10 protein-coding genes are annotated in these 16,464 nt (G+C 43.5%); all 10 read left to right on the top strand.

Annotation, left to right across the window (positions count from 1 at the left end):
• The first annotated feature begins 115 nt into the window (after positions 1–115).
• Complete coding sequence (locus tag WFY05_RS03710; protein ID WP_340111377.1) at positions 116–3,355, top strand: SusC/RagA family TonB-linked outer membrane protein; 3,240 nt, start codon at positions 116–118, stop codon at positions 3,353–3,355.
• Positions 3,356–3,372: 17 nt separating this feature from the next.
• Positions 3,373–5,142, top strand: a complete 1,770-nt coding sequence (locus WFY05_RS03705; RefSeq protein ID WP_340111376.1) for a RagB/SusD family nutrient uptake outer membrane protein — start codon at positions 3,373–3,375, stop codon at positions 5,140–5,142.
• A 29-nt stretch (positions 5,143–5,171) separates the two neighbouring features.
• The gene (locus tag WFY05_RS03700) at positions 5,172–6,752 is read left to right on the top strand and encodes a DUF5123 domain-containing protein (protein WP_340111375.1); all 1,581 of its coding nucleotides are present in this window, start codon (positions 5,172–5,174) and stop codon (positions 6,750–6,752) included.
• A 109-nt stretch (positions 6,753–6,861) separates the two neighbouring features.
• Entirely contained in the window at positions 6,862–8,235 is a 1,374-nt protein-coding gene (locus WFY05_RS03695) for a pectate lyase family protein (RefSeq protein ID WP_340111374.1), read from the top strand.
• A gap of 15 nt (positions 8,236–8,250) precedes the next feature.
• Positions 8,251–9,885, top strand: a complete 1,635-nt coding sequence (locus WFY05_RS03690) for a glycoside hydrolase family 43 protein (RefSeq protein ID WP_340111373.1) — start codon at positions 8,251–8,253, stop codon at positions 9,883–9,885.
• 3 nt (positions 9,886–9,888) lie between these two features.
• On the top strand, positions 9,889–10,857 hold the full coding sequence (locus tag WFY05_RS03685; protein ID WP_340111372.1) for a pectinesterase family protein: 969 nt from the start codon (positions 9,889–9,891) through the stop codon (positions 10,855–10,857).
• Between the two features lie 13 nt (positions 10,858–10,870).
• The gene (locus WFY05_RS03680; protein WP_340111371.1) at positions 10,871–12,562 is read left to right on the top strand and encodes a glycoside hydrolase family 28 protein; all 1,692 of its coding nucleotides are present in this window, start codon (positions 10,871–10,873) and stop codon (positions 12,560–12,562) included.
• Positions 12,563–12,568: 6 nt separating this feature from the next.
• Positions 12,569–13,321, top strand: a complete 753-nt coding sequence (locus WFY05_RS03675) for a rhamnogalacturonan acetylesterase (protein ID WP_340111370.1) — start codon at positions 12,569–12,571, stop codon at positions 13,319–13,321.
• A gap of 7 nt (positions 13,322–13,328) precedes the next feature.
• Positions 13,329–14,294 (top strand): pectinesterase family protein, encoded by a 966-nt coding sequence (locus tag WFY05_RS03670; protein ID WP_340111369.1) that lies wholly within the window; start codon positions 13,329–13,331, stop codon positions 14,292–14,294.
• A gap of 1 nt (position 14,295) precedes the next feature.
• On the top strand, positions 14,296–16,449 hold the full coding sequence (locus WFY05_RS03665) for a hypothetical protein (protein WP_340111368.1): 2,154 nt from the start codon (positions 14,296–14,298) through the stop codon (positions 16,447–16,449).
• Positions 16,450–16,464 lie beyond the last annotated feature (15 nt).

Below are 16,464 nucleotides of genomic sequence, written 5' to 3'. Positions count from 1 at the left end.
TTATTGTTGCATCAATTGTGCTACTTGTGATCTTGTTGATTGTTTTGCTCAACCTGGTACTTAAGTAGGTTTTAGACTAAACGAATATTATTTAATTAAATCTAAATGGTAAACTATGGTAAATTCTGAAAAGAAAGATCATTCACCACGTAGGAAAAATCTGTTCCTTAGCGTAGGTGTTTTGATGCTTATTCAACTATGTTTTGCTTTTACGGTCTACGCGCAAAACATTACAGTTAAGGGAAAAGTTACCGATGCAGGTTCGGGTGAAGCATTGCCCGGAGTAAACGTCGTTTTGCAGGGAACAACCCGGGGAACAATTACAACTGCGGAAGGTACTTATGACCTTGAAGTACCCTCGGCCGATGCAGTTCTGTTATTTTCGTTTATTGGCTACCAGATGCAGGAAGTGCCTGTAAACGGTAGGACCACCATCGATGTAGCTTTGGAAACTGAAGCAACTCAACTCGATGAGGTGGTTGCGATTGGATATGGTACGGCAAAAAAGAGGGACATTACAGGTTCTGTTTCTTCTGTAAGTGGTGAGGCACTGGAAGCCATTCCGGTGACTTCGGCAGCCGAAGCAATGGCCGGACAAATGGCCGGAGTGCAGGTAATCACTACTGAAGGTTCGCCCGATGCTGAGATTAAAATCCGTGTTCGCGGTGGCGGTTCAATTACACAGGACAATTCGCCAATGTACATTGTTGATGGTTTTCCGGTGGATAACATTAATGATATACCCGCATCCGAGATTCAATCGATCGATGTGTTGAAAGATGCATCGTCAACAGCTATTTACGGAGCACGTGGTGCAAACGGTGTAATTATTATTACTACCAAAAGTGGTAAAGAAGGAAAAGTGTCCGTCAGTTATAATGTGTACAGCGGTTTCAAGAAAATTGCCAATACGCTCGACAGACTGGGTGTTGAAGATTTTGTGAACTGGCAATATGAACTGGCAGTGCTTAGAAACGGAATGGATGATCTGACATCATTCGAGAAGTACTTTGGTTATTACCAGGATATTGATTTGTATGCCGGACAAACCGGTAACGATTGGATGGAACAGGTTTACGGACGTACCGGAAGGGTGTTCAACCACGATTTAAGTGTACGCGGAGGATCTGAGAAATTCAATTACAACTTCAGTTATGCAGGTACCAATAACCGCGAAATCATGTTGGGATCGGATTACAAACGCGATAACCTGGCCTTAAAATTAAATCACAATCCAACCGAGAAGATTACGCTTTCATATTCACTGCGTTATTCCGATACCGACATTGGCGGCGGTGGTGCGATCGATCAGATTTCCGGTACACCTACCGATTCGCGTGTGAAACATGCTATGATTTATTCACCAATTCCATTGAATGGTTTGGATGACTATCCCGATGAAGAAATCTCAAGTTACATGATTAATCCGTTGACTGCCGTTGCTGATAACGATCAGCAGCAAAATCGTAAAAGGTTGAACATGCAGGGAAGTTTTGCATGGGAACTGATCGATGGATTAACGTTTAAAACAGAAGTTGGCCTCCAGACTTATCAGCGCGAACGCGATCGTTATTACGGACCTACCACTTACTATGTGAAAAATTATACCGATGCTGATTACCAGGGATTTCCTGCTGCTGAAATGGAAAAGAGAAGAAGACAGGGTATAAGAAATACAAACACCTTGAATTTTGACTTTAAGAATCTTATTAACAACGATGATCACAGTGTAAAACTTTTATTGGGTCAGGAATTAATAAAAGTTGAAGAAAGCACCCTCACAGATATAGTTCAGGGGTATCCTTCATTTTTCACATCAAGCGAAGTATTTCGTCTTACAACTCAAGGAGTTCCTTTAAGTATAGAAAATGAGATTAGTGCCGACAATAAATTAGTATCATTCTTTGGTCGTGCCAATTACGACTACAAAGGAAAATATTTAGTGTCAGCAACATTCAGGGCTGACGGCTCGAGTAAATTCGCAGAAGGTAATCGTTGGGGGTATTTCCCTTCAGCTGCGGTAGCCTGGCGAATTTCTGAAGAAGGATTTATGGAAGGAGTTTCATCTGTCGATAACCTGAAGCTGCGTGTTAGTTACGGTACTGCCGGTAACAATAATATTGTATCCGGACAGATCGTTCAGTCATTTAGTTCGAACAGTACAACTTATATAAACGATGTATCGGGATATTGGGCGGTTTCTTCACGAATGGCGAATCCCGATCTTGTTTGGGAAACAACAGTTACGCGAAATGTTGGATTGGATTTTGGATTATTCAATAACCGCTTGAACGGAACCTTCGAAATGTATTTAAATACCACAACCGATCTGTTAATCGACTTTCCGGTATCGGGAACCGGATACAGTTCCCAGTTCAGAAACATGGGTGAGACCGAGAATAAAGGTATGGAAGCCTCGTTGAACTGGGTCGCTGTCGATAAACAAAACTTCGGACTCTCGTTAAGTGCCAATGTTGGTTTGAACCGGAATAAGATCAAATCGCTCGGTATAATGGAAGACTTTGGTATTGCTTCAGGATGGGCTTCAACCGAAATTGGAACCGATTACTGGATTGCAGTTGATCAGCCTGTTGGCCAGATCAGAGGATATTTGTCGGACGGCAGATACGAAGTATCCGATTTTACAGGTTATGACGAAGATACAGAAACCTGGATTTTAAAAGACGGTGTTGCTGACGTTTCAAGTGTTGTTGGCGAACCTCGTCCGGGTTCGATGAAGCTGAAAGATATCACTGGCGACGGCGAAGTTACCGTTGATGATAACACCATTATCGGCGATGTAAATCCTAAAGCCACGGGTGGTTTTAACCTCTCGGCACGCATCTTCGATTTCGATTTGGCAGCAGTTTTTAGCTGGAGTTACGGCAACGACGTATACAATGCCAACAAAATAGAGTATACTTCAACCAGCAGATATCCTTATCGAAACATGATTGATATAATGGCCGACGGTAAACGGTGGACCAACATCGATGCAAATGGCCAATTGGTAAACGATCCTGATGAGCTTGCTGCAATGAACGCGAACACCACAATGTGGTCGCCTTACATGGACCGCTATGTGTTGAGCGACTGGGCAGTTGAAGACGGCTCATTCTTGCGCTTGAATACACTTACTTTGGGATACACTATTCCTAAAACATTAACTCAAAAGGTACACATCAATAGTTTGAGACTGTACGCTTCAGCCAATAATGTTTTTGTACTTACAAATTATTCAGGTTTCGATCCTGAAGTGTCTACGAGAAGAAGTACTCCTTTAACTCCGGGAGTCGATTACTCGCCTTATCCAAAAAGCAGGCAGATAATTTTTGGTTTAAATCTTAACTTTTAATTGAAGCATCTATAATTATGAAGAAAATAGCATATATACCGATATTATTTTTCGTGGTTTTTACATCATGCGAAGAATACCTGGATGCTCCTACTCAGTCTACAATGGATGAGTCGTTGATTTTTTCAAACGTTGAATTGGCACAGGGAGCAATCGATGGCATCAAAGAGGTAATGGGACAAACCAACTCATACCGGGGAAGGTTTCTCACTCATTACGGTTCAAACACCGATATCGAGTGGTACAACTCATCAACCTCCGACAATGCACGAAGCGATTTAGCGAGATACGTGAATTCTACAACAAACTCAGACATGAACAGGGATAATGTTTACTGGGCAATGTTGTACAGAGGAATCGAACGTGCAAATATTTGCATCAGAGGATTACGAACTTATGGAAATCCTGTGCCCGGAACAGAAATGGGGCAACTTTTGGGCGAAGCAATTACACTCCGCAGCATTTATTATGCCGATTTGCTTAAAGCACACGGAGATATCGTTTACAGGTTCGAACCGATTACATCGGAAACAATTTACCTGCCCAAAACTAACCGCGATGAAATTTACAAGCATTTGATTGCCGACCTGGAAGAGGCTGCTACTTTGGTTGCCTGGCCGGGCGAAACAGAAATGACAGCTACTACAGAGCAGGTTAACAAAGCCTTTGTAAAAGGATTGCGTGCTCGACTATGTCTGGTTGCAGCAGGATATGCTCAACGCGGAAATTCGATCAGCCGTAGTTCTGATCCTGAACTGTCGGTTAGCACGCTTTATCCAATTGCCTTGCAGGAATGTAAAGACGTAATTAACAGCGGTGCAGCATCACTCGAAACTTCTTTCGAAACCGTTTGGAGAAAAAACTGCGAAGAAAATGTTACCGCAGGTACCGAATCACTTTGGGAAATACCATTTGCTCCCGGTCGTGGACGTCACTTGTATACTTACGGCGTGGAGCACCAGGCTAAAGACCAGTATACCGGTCAGCCGCGGGGTGGAATGTACGGGCCGCTTCCAAACGTATTTTACGATTACGATGCTAAAGACACACGTCGTGATATTACTTGTGTGCCTTACAACTGGAGCCAGTCAGATCCTGCTCAGCAGGAATTGATGGGAATCGATACCTGGAATTTCGGGAAATGGCGCTACGAATGGATGAACCGTAGAGTAACCTCAACCAACGATGACGGACTGAATAAGATTTACATGCGTTATGCCGAAATCTTATTGATGGCCGCAGAAATTGAAAATGAACTGAACGGACCTTCAGCTGCTGCTCCGTACCTGAAACAACTTCGCCAAAGAGCATTTAACCAGGAAGATTGGTCAGAAAAAGTAGATGCCTATGTTAATGGTTTAAGTAGTAAGGAGGCGATGTTTAATGCCATTGTTGATGAGCAGGCCTATGAATTCTGTGGCGAAATGGAACGTAAACAGGCCTTGATTCGTTGGAACCTGCTAAAAACCAAATTGGATGAGGCAAAAGTTAAAATGGACGATCTGCGTTACCAAAGTGGTGAATATTCCGATGTTCCTGAGCGCATTTACTACAACTTACTCGATGATAATGAAACCCTTGATTTCTATGGGCTCGAGCGAGGTGAAACCGAGGACATGTCAACTGAATATACGTTCTCCGAAAATTGGGCTACTCCTTCTCAACTCGAGGATGAGAAGATAGGGGCACTCTATACCAACGATCCTGACCAGAACCAGTTCTGGCCGATCTGGCAGGTTTTCATCGATGCAAGTAACGGGATGTTGAACAACGATCCTATTGAATAACATTGGTTTTAAACTAAGAAATTAGACAAATGAATAGAACAATAAAATATATTCGAATCTTACTCGGCTTGCTTGCAATAGTTGCAATAAATGCCTGTGAAGATGATATAAGTCCCGTTATTGAAGAACTTCAATACGACAGGGTGTTTACACCACTCGAACTGGAGGCGAGAATTAGTAATCAAACCACAGTTTCGTTGGAATGGAAATTAAATAAAGGTATCGATACTTATGTGCTCGAGATCAGTGACGACAGTTTGCAGTTTGGAAATTTAATTCATACTGCCACTGTTACACCCGATGAAGTTCCTTATGTTTATGAACTTCCGGCCGGAAACAGCCAGTACTCAGCAAGGGTAAAAGGAACCAGTGCAGAAACTGCTGAATCGAAATGGGCAACACTGGCCTTTAAGTCAGATCCTGAGAATATCTTTAACAATTACGATATTGTAATGACCGGTTTAGGGGAAATTACCGTAAACTGGGTACCCGGAAAAGCTGTTAATTCGCTGTCGTTTATTTCGGCAGATGGCGAAACTTCATATGATATTTCGGCTGAAGAACAAGCCGCCGGTGTTAAAAACATCAGCGATCTTCCGAATGCCGCTTACCAGGTTCAGATTCTGAACAGTGGCAAAGTAAGAGGTTTCCAGAGTTATGTGATGGAGGGTGATGTATTTTTACCTTCGGGTGAAGATCTTGCTGCTGCCATTACAGGTGCTTCCCCGGGAGATGTGATCATTCTGGACCAGGGTGGTACTTATCCCTTTGTTGGAGAATTGGTGCTGGATAAGAGCATCAAAGTAAAAGGCCTGGATGGAGAAATGCCCTTTGTATACATCACTGAGGGCGTGAAATTCTTCGAGATCGGATCAAGTTTAACTCCGGCGGATACGCTTGTATTCCAGAACTTATTCATGAGTGGCTATGTCAACCAAAATCCGAGCGATCAGGTTCGCGGTATTTTCGATGCCGAAAATGATCCTTGTGATGTTGGAGGAATTAAATTTTTCGATTGCAAAATGTATAACATCGGTCGTCAAATAGTCCGCTTGAGAGGTGGAGCCGATCAAACTATTGGTAATTATGTGGTCGACGGTTGTATTATTCACGACATGGGAAGATCAAGTGGCAGTTACGGAGTACTCTGCGCTACCGAAGGCAATACCAATGTTAAGGTTGTTGAGATCAGAAATTCAACAATCGACAGCTTGATGTGCCATTTTATCCGTTACGACGAACCAACAGATTGTCAGCGTATTATTGTTGAAAATTGTACCTTCAATAAAACACCTTTCAGTTCGGGCAGGTATATAATGGATATCCGCGATGCAGTAATTACCGAAGGTGTTGAAGTGAAGAACTGTATTTTTGGAAATACTTCATATGGCGACGATCCTTCGATCAGTGGTATTCGTCCTGCCGACGATGTGACAGTGACAATTACAAATTCATATGCCACTACCGATTTTGTTAATTCAGGATCGTCAATTGTTGATCAGTTGATACCTCTTGAATTAAGTTCTACCGATTTATGGAGCGATCCGGATAATGTTGATTACTCGTTTAGCAGTACGACAGTTGATGCCGGAGATCCAAGATGGAAATAGAGAACTTAAGTATTTAAGTTATTTACATAGTTAGTTAGTTAGTTAGAACCCGGGGTACATATTGATGTACCCCGGGTTTAACTCAGTTTTTCCGATAAAAAATTGATTCATGAGGCTTTTAATTTTTTTGTTTTTTAGTTTTTCAGTTGGTTTTACCATGGCACAAACACCTGCATTCCCGGGTGCCGAAGGTGGCGGAATGTACGTTACCGGCGGGCGCGGAGGAAAGGTGATTTTTGTTGATAATCTGAATAACAAAGGCAAGGGAAGTTTCCGAAAAGCAATTGAAGCAGAAGGACCACGTACCATTATCTTTCGTGTATCGGGAAACATAGAACTCGAAAAAACGATCCACATTAAAAACGGCCATCTCACCATTGCCGGACAAACAGCTCCCGGAGATGGTATTTGTCTGAAAAACTACGGCATACGCGTGGATGCTGACAATGTAATTATCCGTTACATTCGGGTACGTCCGGGCGATAAAGCTCAGGATGAGAATGATGCCATTTACGGACTGCGCCGAAAAGATATTATTATCGATCATTGCAGTTTAAGCTGGGCCGACGATGAAGTGGCCTCATTCTACGATAACGAAAATTTTACGCTGCAATGGTGCATCCTCAGCGAAAGCATGTACGACTCCTATCACCATAAAGGAACTCATGGCTACGGTGGAATCTGGGGCGGATTAAATGCTTCGTTTCACCATAATCTGATTTCTGATCATAGCAGCCGAAATCCAAGGTTTTGCGGTTCGCGTTATTCGAATAACCCCGAATCGGAGAAAACTGATTTCAGAAATAATGTGATTTACAACTGGGGATTCAACAGCGCGTATGGTGGCGAAGAGGGATATTACAACATGGTGAACAATTATTACAAACCCGGCCCGGCAACCAAAAAAGATGTGCGCGACAGGATACTCAACCTGACTCAAACATTTTTCAACGAAAACTACAATACCGATACTCTCGGTGCTGGTTGGTTTTATATCGACGGAAACGTGGTGGAAGGATATCCTCAGGTTTCGGCCGATAACTGGAACGGTGGTGTTCAGGGTAAAGGAGTGAATGAGAAAACCAAGAAATATTCGCGTTTGGATACGCCGATTGAGCATGCGGCTGTAAATACAAGCGATGCAGAAACCGCTTATCAGCAGGTGTTAAAATCAGCGGGCGCTAATTTTGTGCGCGACGATGTGGACAAGCGTATTATTGAAGAAGCAGCATCAGGTGTCGAAAAATTTGGGGCTTCTTACGGAGGAGGTGGTCTGGGAATAATCGATTCGCCAAAAGATGTAGGCGGCTGGCCCGAACTAAAATCGACAGTACCACCAACCGATTCGGACAATGATGGAATGCCCGACTCATGGGAAGAGAAACACCAACTCAATCCTCAAAAGAAAGACAATAACGGGTATAATATCGATAAATCATATACCAATCTTGAAGTATATATCAATGCTTTGGTAAATCAGTAATTCCGCGGAAACAGGATGAAGAACTATCGAACCTATAAAAAATGTATTTATGCACTTGCAGCTGTTTTGTTGATTGCCTTGCAAGCCTTTTCGCAAACCTATATTTCTAATGGTTGGGTAGCTGATAATGGCGACGGGACCTACAAAAATCCAATTATTCATGCCGATTATTCCGACCCCGATGTGGTGCGTGTTGGCAACGATTATTACCTGACAGCTTCATCATTTAATTGTAGCCCGGGATTGCCAATTCTGCATTCAAAAGATCTGGTTAACTGGGAGTTGGTCACTTATGCGCTCGATCCTATCATTCCCGAGGATGTATTCAGTATTCCGCAGCATGGTAACGGTGTTTGGGCACCCTGCATCCGTTACCACAACTACGAATTTTACATTTACTACCCCGACCCCGATTTTGGAATTTATATGATTAAAGCCAAACAAGCTGCCGGTCCCTGGTCGGAACCGGTTCTGGTAAAAGGCGGTAAAGGTTTGATCGACCCGTCGCCGCTTTGGGACGATGACGGTAAAGTGTATTTGACGCACGCTTTTGCCGGTAGCCGGGCACGTATAAAAAGTGTCCTGATCGTGAACGAATTGAGCAGCGATGGTACGCAAGTGATCGGAGAGGATGTAATGGTATTTGACGGACACGATGAACACCCGACGATTGAAGGCCCCAAGTTTTACAAAGACAACGGGTATTATTACATTTTTGCACCGGCCGGAGGCGTTTCAGCGGGCTGGCAAACAGTGCTTCGATCAAAAAATATTTACGGGCCGTACGAAATAAAAACGGTAATGGCTCAGGGCGATACCGATATTAACGGCCCACATCAGGGCGCCTGGGTAAAAACTCCGTCGGGTGAACACTGGTTCATCCATTTTCAGGACAAGGAAGCTTATGGACGTGTTGTTCATTTAAACCCCATGAAATGGGAAAACAGTTGGCCGGTAATTGGTATTGATAACGACGGCGATGGAATTGGAGAACCGGTTTCGATGTTTAAAAAGCCAGATGTTGGACAAACTTACCCGATTGTTACTCCTCCTGAAAGCGATGAATTTAACGGAAGCAGTTTGGGACTACAATGGCAGTGGCATGCAAATCCACACATCTCATACGGATTTCCCTCGGGCAATCTCGGTTTTTATCGGCTAAACTGCATTGTCCGACCCGAAGGCGTTGAAGGACTATGGGAAGTGCCTAATTTGTTACTGCAAAAGTTTCCCGCTGAAGAATTTACGGCAACCACAAAACTTAATTTCGGTGCAAGAACACCGAATGAAGAAGCCGGGTTTGTGGTCATGGGCGAAGATTATCAGTACATCTCAATCCGCCAACTGGAAGAGAAAATGGTGATTCGTGTTGTTCGGTGCAAAAACGCGCGCACGGGCGGATCGGAAGAAGAACTGCATGTTGAAGATTTTGAAGGTGGTGCTATTTATTTCAGGGTAGAAGTAGAAAAAGGTGCCATTTGCAGTTTTAGTTACAGTATCGATGGAAAGAAATTCAAAGAAGTAGCCAGCGAATTTGAAGCCAAACCGGGACGATGGATTGGCGCCAAAATAGGATATTTTGCTTTGTGCGAAGGAACTACAAACGATTCAGGAACCGTTGATATCCACTGGTTCAGAATGAGTAAATAAAGTATGAAGAAGAATCGGCTAATCATATTGATCCTGATAATTTGGTCGTGTACGCTAGGTTTTGCATCCGATTTTGTGGTGGCAAAAGATGGAAGTGGCGATTTTATCACCGTTCAGGAAGCGATTGATGCTGTGCCCGATTTCAGAAAAAACAGAACTGTAATTTTTATAAAAGAAGGGACCTACAAAGAAAAACTAGTGCTGGCAGCCAGTAAAACCAACGTTACCTTTCTTGGCGAAAATCTGGATAAAACCATACTTTCCTACGACGATTTTGCCTCGAAAAAGAATCGATTTGGGGAAGAAATGGGTACTACCGGATCTACTTCATTTTACATTTTTGGAAATGGTTTTCAGGCCGAGAATATCACTTTCGAAAACTCTGCCGGACCGGTTGGCCAGGCAGTAGCGGTTCGTATTGATGGCGATCGCGTGGCATTTAAAAATTGTCGCTTCCTAGGGAACCAGGATACGCTTTATCCACATGGAGATAACAGCCGTCAGTATTACAGGAACTGCTACATAGAAGGAACGGTCGATTTTATTTTTGGCTGGTCCACAGCTGTATTCGAAGATTGTACCATCTTTTGCAAAGATCAGGGTTACATTACAGCACCATCGACTCTGGAGAATACCGAATTTGGTTTTGTATTTCTGAATTGCAAAATCACAGGAAATGCGCCGGAAGCCTCATTTTATCTGGGTCGTCCGTGGCGACCTTACGGGAAATCGGTTTTTGTAAAGTGCGAAATGGGAAATCAGATCAAGCCCGAAGGATGGCACAACTGGGGCGATGAGAACAACGAAAAGACAGCCTATTTTGCCGAGTATAAAAATTACGGTCCCGGATCGAAAACGGATGAACGTGTAAAATGGGCGCATCAGTTGAGCGAGAATGGGGCCCGGAGATATACAGCCGAAAATGTTCTTGGAGATTGGATTGCAGAGATTAAATGGTCATTGAACGAATAAAACACAATAAAAAATGATAAAGCTACTTTATTCAAAATTAATTTTATTACTGATAATTATTGGCACTTCGTGCACTGTCAGCAGCACTCCCGAGCAGGATAAAACCGTCATTTTTGATGGAATTGAGTTTGAAATGCCTGCCATTTCGGAACCGGATATTCCTGACTATTCCGTATCAATAACCGAATTTGGAGCGGTAAACGGGGGGAAGGTACTCAATACGCAAGCCTTTGCCGATGCCATCGAAGCTGTTACCAGGAACGGCGGCGGAAAAGTGATCATTCCACAGGGAATTTGGCTAACCGGTCCTATAACGCTGAAGAGTAATCTTGAACTGCATGCCGTAGCCGGAGCACTCATTGTTTTTTCCGAGGATAAAGATTTGTATCCACTGGTAGAGACCAGTTTCGAAGGCTTGAACACCTGGCGATGCATGTCGCCCATTTACGGAGTAAATCTCGAGGATGTCGCATTTACCGGCCAGGGAGTTTGGGATGGTTCGGGTGATGCCTGGCGTTTTGTAAAGAAAGAAAAGCTGACCGAATCGCAGTGGAAGAAACTGGTAAAGTCGGGCGGTGTGGTTAACGAAGATGGCGACGAATGGTATCCTTCTGAGCAATATCTAGAAGCGGCATCGGGTCCCGGCGATCAGAATGTACGTTCCGACCTCAGAACGAAAGAAGATTTTATGGCGATCAAAGACTTCCTGCGTCCTGTAATGATGAGCATTCAAAACAGTAAGCGTGTTCTGCTCGACGGACCAACTTTTCAGAATTCACCTGCATGGTGTTTGCACCCGCTGATCGTCGAAGATTTGATTGTTCGCAATGTAACCGTTAGAAATCCGTGGTATTCGCAGAATGGCGATGGATTGGATATTGAGTCATGTACAAATGTTCTTGTTGAAAATTGCAACTTCGATGTAGGCGACGATGCCATTTGCATCAAATCGGGAAAAAATGAAGACGGACGCGAAAGAGGCATCCCCTGTAAAAATCTGGTGATCAGAAATAACATTGTTTATCACGGGCACGGAGGTGTTACCGTTGGGAGCGAAATGTCGGGAGGCGTAAAAAATATGCACGTTTCAAATTGTACTTTTATCGGTACCGACGTGGGGCTGCGTTTTAAAAGTAACCGAGGTCGCGGCGGTGTTGTTGAGGACATCTACATTTCAGGTATTCAAATGAAAGACATTCCAACTTTTGCCATTTCGTTTAACCTGTATTATGGTGGAAAATCGGCTTCGGAAATGCTGGCTGATGGGGATTCACAGAGCATGTCGAAACCGGAACCGGTAAGCGAAGAAACTCCGCAGTTTAAAGATATTGAAATTTCTGATGTTATCGTACAGGGGGCCCACCAGGCAGTATTGCTGCAGGGACTTCCCGAGATGAACCTCGAGAATGTGAAGCTGAGTAATATGCTGCTGTCCGCCGATGTGGGATTTGTCATTGTCGATGTAACCGGCGTGCAGATGGAGAATGTTCATCTCGATACAAAAAACGGAAATGCTATTACCATGTATAATGTTAAGGATGTGGACATCAAGAATTTAAAATTCGATTTTGACGGTGGCGATGATATCATTCTTCTCGGGAGTAAATCGGCTGATTTCTCAATAACAAGTACAGATCAAATCGATTTCTCGCCGTTTGTCGCTATTGACGGTGAAGTAGATAGAACAACCATTAAATTGAAATAGAGTAAAATGCGAAATGTATTGAATTATCATTTACTGTTTTTTCTTTCAGTTATATTTCTTTTAAGTGCTTGCCAGGAAAATCAAACGTTGAATATTTATTGCATTGGCGACTCTACCATGGCCAACAAAAAAGCCGAAGTTTATCCTGAGACCGGCTGGTGTCAGGTACTTGGCAATTATTTCGATGAAACGGTAACTGTGCATAATCATGCCCGGAATGGACGAAGTTCGAAAAGCTTTATCGACGAGGGGCGCTGGCAGGTAGTACTCGACAGCATTCAGCAGGGCGATGTGCTTTTTATTCAGTTCGGGCACAACGATGAAAAAGAATACGATTCCACACGGTATACAACGCCGTTTGGAACTTACTCCGAAAACCTTGAAAAGTTTGTGAACGAAGCCCGTGAGAAAGGGGCTGAACCAATTTTGTTTACATCTATTGTGCGAAGAAGGTTTGATGAAGACGGAACCTTGAAAGATACGCATGGCGATTACCCGCCGGCCACACGTAAGGTAGCAGAAGAATTGAATGTCCCGCTTATCGATCTTCAGAAATTAACTGAAGACTGGGTGAACCAGATGGGCGACGCATCTTCCAAAAACATGTATTTGTGGACAGAACCAACAGAGCGTTTCCCTGAAGGACGACAGGATGATACACATTTATCGGAAAAAGGAGCAGCCGAAGTGGCCAAATTGGCTTTGAAAGAATGTATAAGGCTCAAACTTGATTTCTCAAAGAGAATAGAAATAGAATAATGGCTCGATGATGAAGAAAATATTCTTTTTTCTGGGGTGTTTGTTTATTTTGAATAACCTGTTGGCGCAAAGCGGAGTGCAATATGAAATGACTGTCGCGCAGGACGGAACGGGCGATTTTACATCTATTCAGTCTGCCATCAACGCCACCAAGGCTTTCCCCGACAAACGCATCACGATTTACATTAAAAACGGGACTTACCGCGAAAAAGTGAGAGTGCCTTCGTGGAACAACAAATTGTCACTGATTGGCGAAGATGCCGGGAAGACCATCATTTCGTGGGACGATTATTTTAAGAAGATCGACCGTGGCCGGAACAGTACTTTTTTTACCTATACTTTAAAGGTCGAAGCCGTTGATTTTTACGCCAAAAACCTGACGATTGAAAACACCGCCGGTCCGGTTGGGCAGGCTGTAGCTTTGCATTTGGAAGGCAATCGTTGCAGCTTTATAAATTGCAAATTTCTGGGAAATCAGGACACCATGTATCTGACAGGGGAAAACAGCAAACAGTATTTTGGAAATTGCACCATAGAAGGAACCACCGATTTTATTTTTGGCTCGGCAACAGTTGTTTTCAATCATTGTACGATCGTTAGTAGAAGAGATTCCTACATTACCGCAGCCAGTACAAATCAGGGCAAAGCCTTTGGTTTTGTTTTTATGAACTGCAAGCTGGAAGCGAAAGAAGGAGTGACCAAAGTTTATCTCGGGCGTCCGTGGCGACCTTTCGCTAAAACGGTTTTTATGAATTGTGAATTGGGCAGTCATATTGCTCCCGAAGCATGGAAAGAATGGAGTAATGCCGATGATAAATCGACCACTTTTTATGCCGAATACAACAATTCAGGCCCCGGTGCCAATAACACAGATCGTGCCTCCTGGTCGCATCAGTTAAAAAAGGGTGAGGCAAAAAAGTATACCAAAACCCGAATTTTGGGAGACTGGGTTCAAATCTATTTAAACAAGTAGAATGGGCGGCACAAAAAAAATACACTTCGTGCTGGCATTGTTCTCTTTTACTTTGCTTGTAGCATGTTCATTCAATAAAAGTAAGTCAGGGAAGATCGACCGTTATGCTTTGGTTACACGGCATAATGTTGAAAATGTATCTTTCGATACGCTTTCATCGCTTACGGTTGGAAACGGAAAATTTGCATTTACAGTTGATGCTACCGGGCTACAGACTTTTCCTGAAATGTACAGCGCTGGAGTGCCGCTGGGAACCATGTCGGATTGGGGCTGGCACAGTTTCCCGAATACCGAAAACTATCGCCTCGACGAAGCTTATAAGTACTATCAGGTAGAAGGCCGGGAAGTTCCTTACGCCATTCAGCCAAGAGAATCCGGGCGAAAACAGGATGCGGCCAACTATTTCAGGATGAATCCTCATCGCTTACATTTGGGTGTTCTCGGATTCGATTTCCACAAGTCAGATGGTTCTGAGGTCAATCCCAGCGATATCAAAAACATCAAACAAAAACTGGATTTGTGGAGCGGTGTGATCAATTCTTCTTTTGAGATCGAAAACAAGCCGGTTGAGGTTGAAACCTGTTCACACTTCGAAAAAGATGTGGTTTCCGTGTATGTGAATTCGGGAAAAATAGTGAAGGGCGAGATCGGAATCAAATTACGTTTGCCATTTCCAACTGCAAATTGGGGCGGAGATGCCTGCGACTGGAACAAAAATTCGTTCCACCATTCTGAAATTATAAATCAAGATCAGAACAGTGTTGTCTTATTGCACACGATTGATACAACCACGTACTTTATTCGCGTTGAATGGGAAGGGAATGCTCAACTGACAGAGAAAAAGCAACATGAATTTGTTCTGTTTCCTGAAAAAGGAACCCGGGAATTTTCTGCTTCGGTCGAGTTCAATCCGGAAAATGATTTCTTAAGCAACAATCAATTCAAAGCGATAAAACTGTCATCTGCAAATGGCTGGGAGCAATTCTGGAAAAGTGGTGGAGCAGTCGATTTCTCAGAAATTAACGATCCTCGGGCCTTCGAACTTGAGCGTCGTATCGTGCTTTCACAATATCTGACCCGGGTTCAGTGTGCCGGAAATTTCCCGCCACAGGAAACCGGATTAACTTACAACAGCTGGTACGGAAAACCGCATCTTGAAATGCACTGGTGGCATGGTGTGCATTTTGCTTACTGGAATCGAACCGATCTGCTGGAGAAAAGCCTGGGTTACTACTCCGATATTTTATCCAAGGCAAAAATTAAAGCTGAAATTCAGGGCTATGATGGAGTTCGATGGCCTAAAATGACCGACCGAAATGGCGATGACAGCCCTTCGAGTGTCGGGGAATTTTTAATCTGGCAACAGCCGCATCCTATTTACTACGCCGAATTGTGCTACCGTCAAAATCCTGATAAGCAAACGCTTCAAAAATATGAAAAGTTGGTTAAAGCAACCGCCGATTTTATGGCCGACTTTGCACGTTGGGATGCAAAAAACGATCGATATATACTGGGGGCACCTTTGATCCCTGCCCAGGAAAGCTTGGAGCGGGAAGTAACGATCAATCCACCTTTCGAACTGGCCTACTGGTACTGGGGATTATCTACCGCACAAAAATGGCAGACACGATTGGGAAAACCCGTTAATTCCAAATGGCAGGCAGTAATCGATAGTTTATCCGGATTTGAACACAAAAACGGATTATATCTTGCCGCCGAAAGTGCGCCTGACTCTTACGAGAACACGAGATATTATTCTGATCATCCCATGGTCCTCGGAGCGTTTGGGATCATGCCGGAAACCGTTGGAATCGATACAGGATTGATGGCGAATACCTTTGATTACATCGAAAAGAACTGGAATTGGGAAAGTACGTGGGGCTGGGATTATCCAATGGCGGCAATGAGTGCTGTACGTTTGGGAAAACCGGAAAAAGCATTGGACTTGTTATTGAAGGACGTTACAAAAAATACTTACCTTAAAAACGGGCACAATTTTCAGAGCGATCGGCTGAGGATATATCTTCCCGGAAATGGCGGCTTATTAACCGCTGTAGCGATGATGTGTGCCGGATACGAAGGAAATACCAACCGGAACCCGGGTATTCCCGACGACTGGAAGGTAAAATGGGAGGGATTAAAACCAATTTTTTAATTTATAATCATTTAA

The sequence above is a fragment of the Maribellus mangrovi genome, from assembly GCF_037646455.1.
Lineage (GTDB): Bacteria > Bacteroidota > Bacteroidia > Bacteroidales > Prolixibacteraceae > Draconibacterium > Draconibacterium mangrovi_A.
Note: the sequence above shows the minus strand (reverse complement) of the source record. Positions and strands in the feature narration are given on the sequence as shown.

Excerpts from the sequence above, each read along its gene's own strand:
- WFY05_RS03685 (WP_340111372.1), top strand. The coding sequence starts at position 9,889 with ATGAAGAAGAATCGGCTAATCATATTGATCCTGATAATTTGGTCGTGT.
- WFY05_RS03700 (WP_340111375.1), top strand. The coding sequence starts at position 5,172 with ATGAATAGAACAATAAAATATATTCGAATCTTACTCGGCTTGCTTGCA.
- WFY05_RS03665 (WP_340111368.1), top strand. The coding sequence starts at position 14,296 with ATGGGCGGCACAAAAAAAATACACTTCGTGCTGGCATTGTTCTCTTTT.
- WFY05_RS03675 (WP_340111370.1), top strand. The coding sequence starts at position 12,569 with ATGCGAAATGTATTGAATTATCATTTACTGTTTTTTCTTTCAGTTATA.
- WFY05_RS03705 (WP_340111376.1), top strand. The coding sequence starts at position 3,373 with ATGAAGAAAATAGCATATATACCGATATTATTTTTCGTGGTTTTTACA.
- WFY05_RS03710 (WP_340111377.1), top strand. The coding sequence starts at position 116 with ATGGTAAATTCTGAAAAGAAAGATCATTCACCACGTAGGAAAAATCTG.
- WFY05_RS03670 (WP_340111369.1), top strand. The coding sequence starts at position 13,329 with ATGATGAAGAAAATATTCTTTTTTCTGGGGTGTTTGTTTATTTTGAAT.
- WFY05_RS03695 (WP_340111374.1), top strand. The coding sequence starts at position 6,862 with ATGAGGCTTTTAATTTTTTTGTTTTTTAGTTTTTCAGTTGGTTTTACC.
- WFY05_RS03680 (WP_340111371.1), top strand. The coding sequence starts at position 10,871 with ATGATAAAGCTACTTTATTCAAAATTAATTTTATTACTGATAATTATT.
- WFY05_RS03690 (WP_340111373.1), top strand. The coding sequence starts at position 8,251 with ATGAAGAACTATCGAACCTATAAAAAATGTATTTATGCACTTGCAGCT.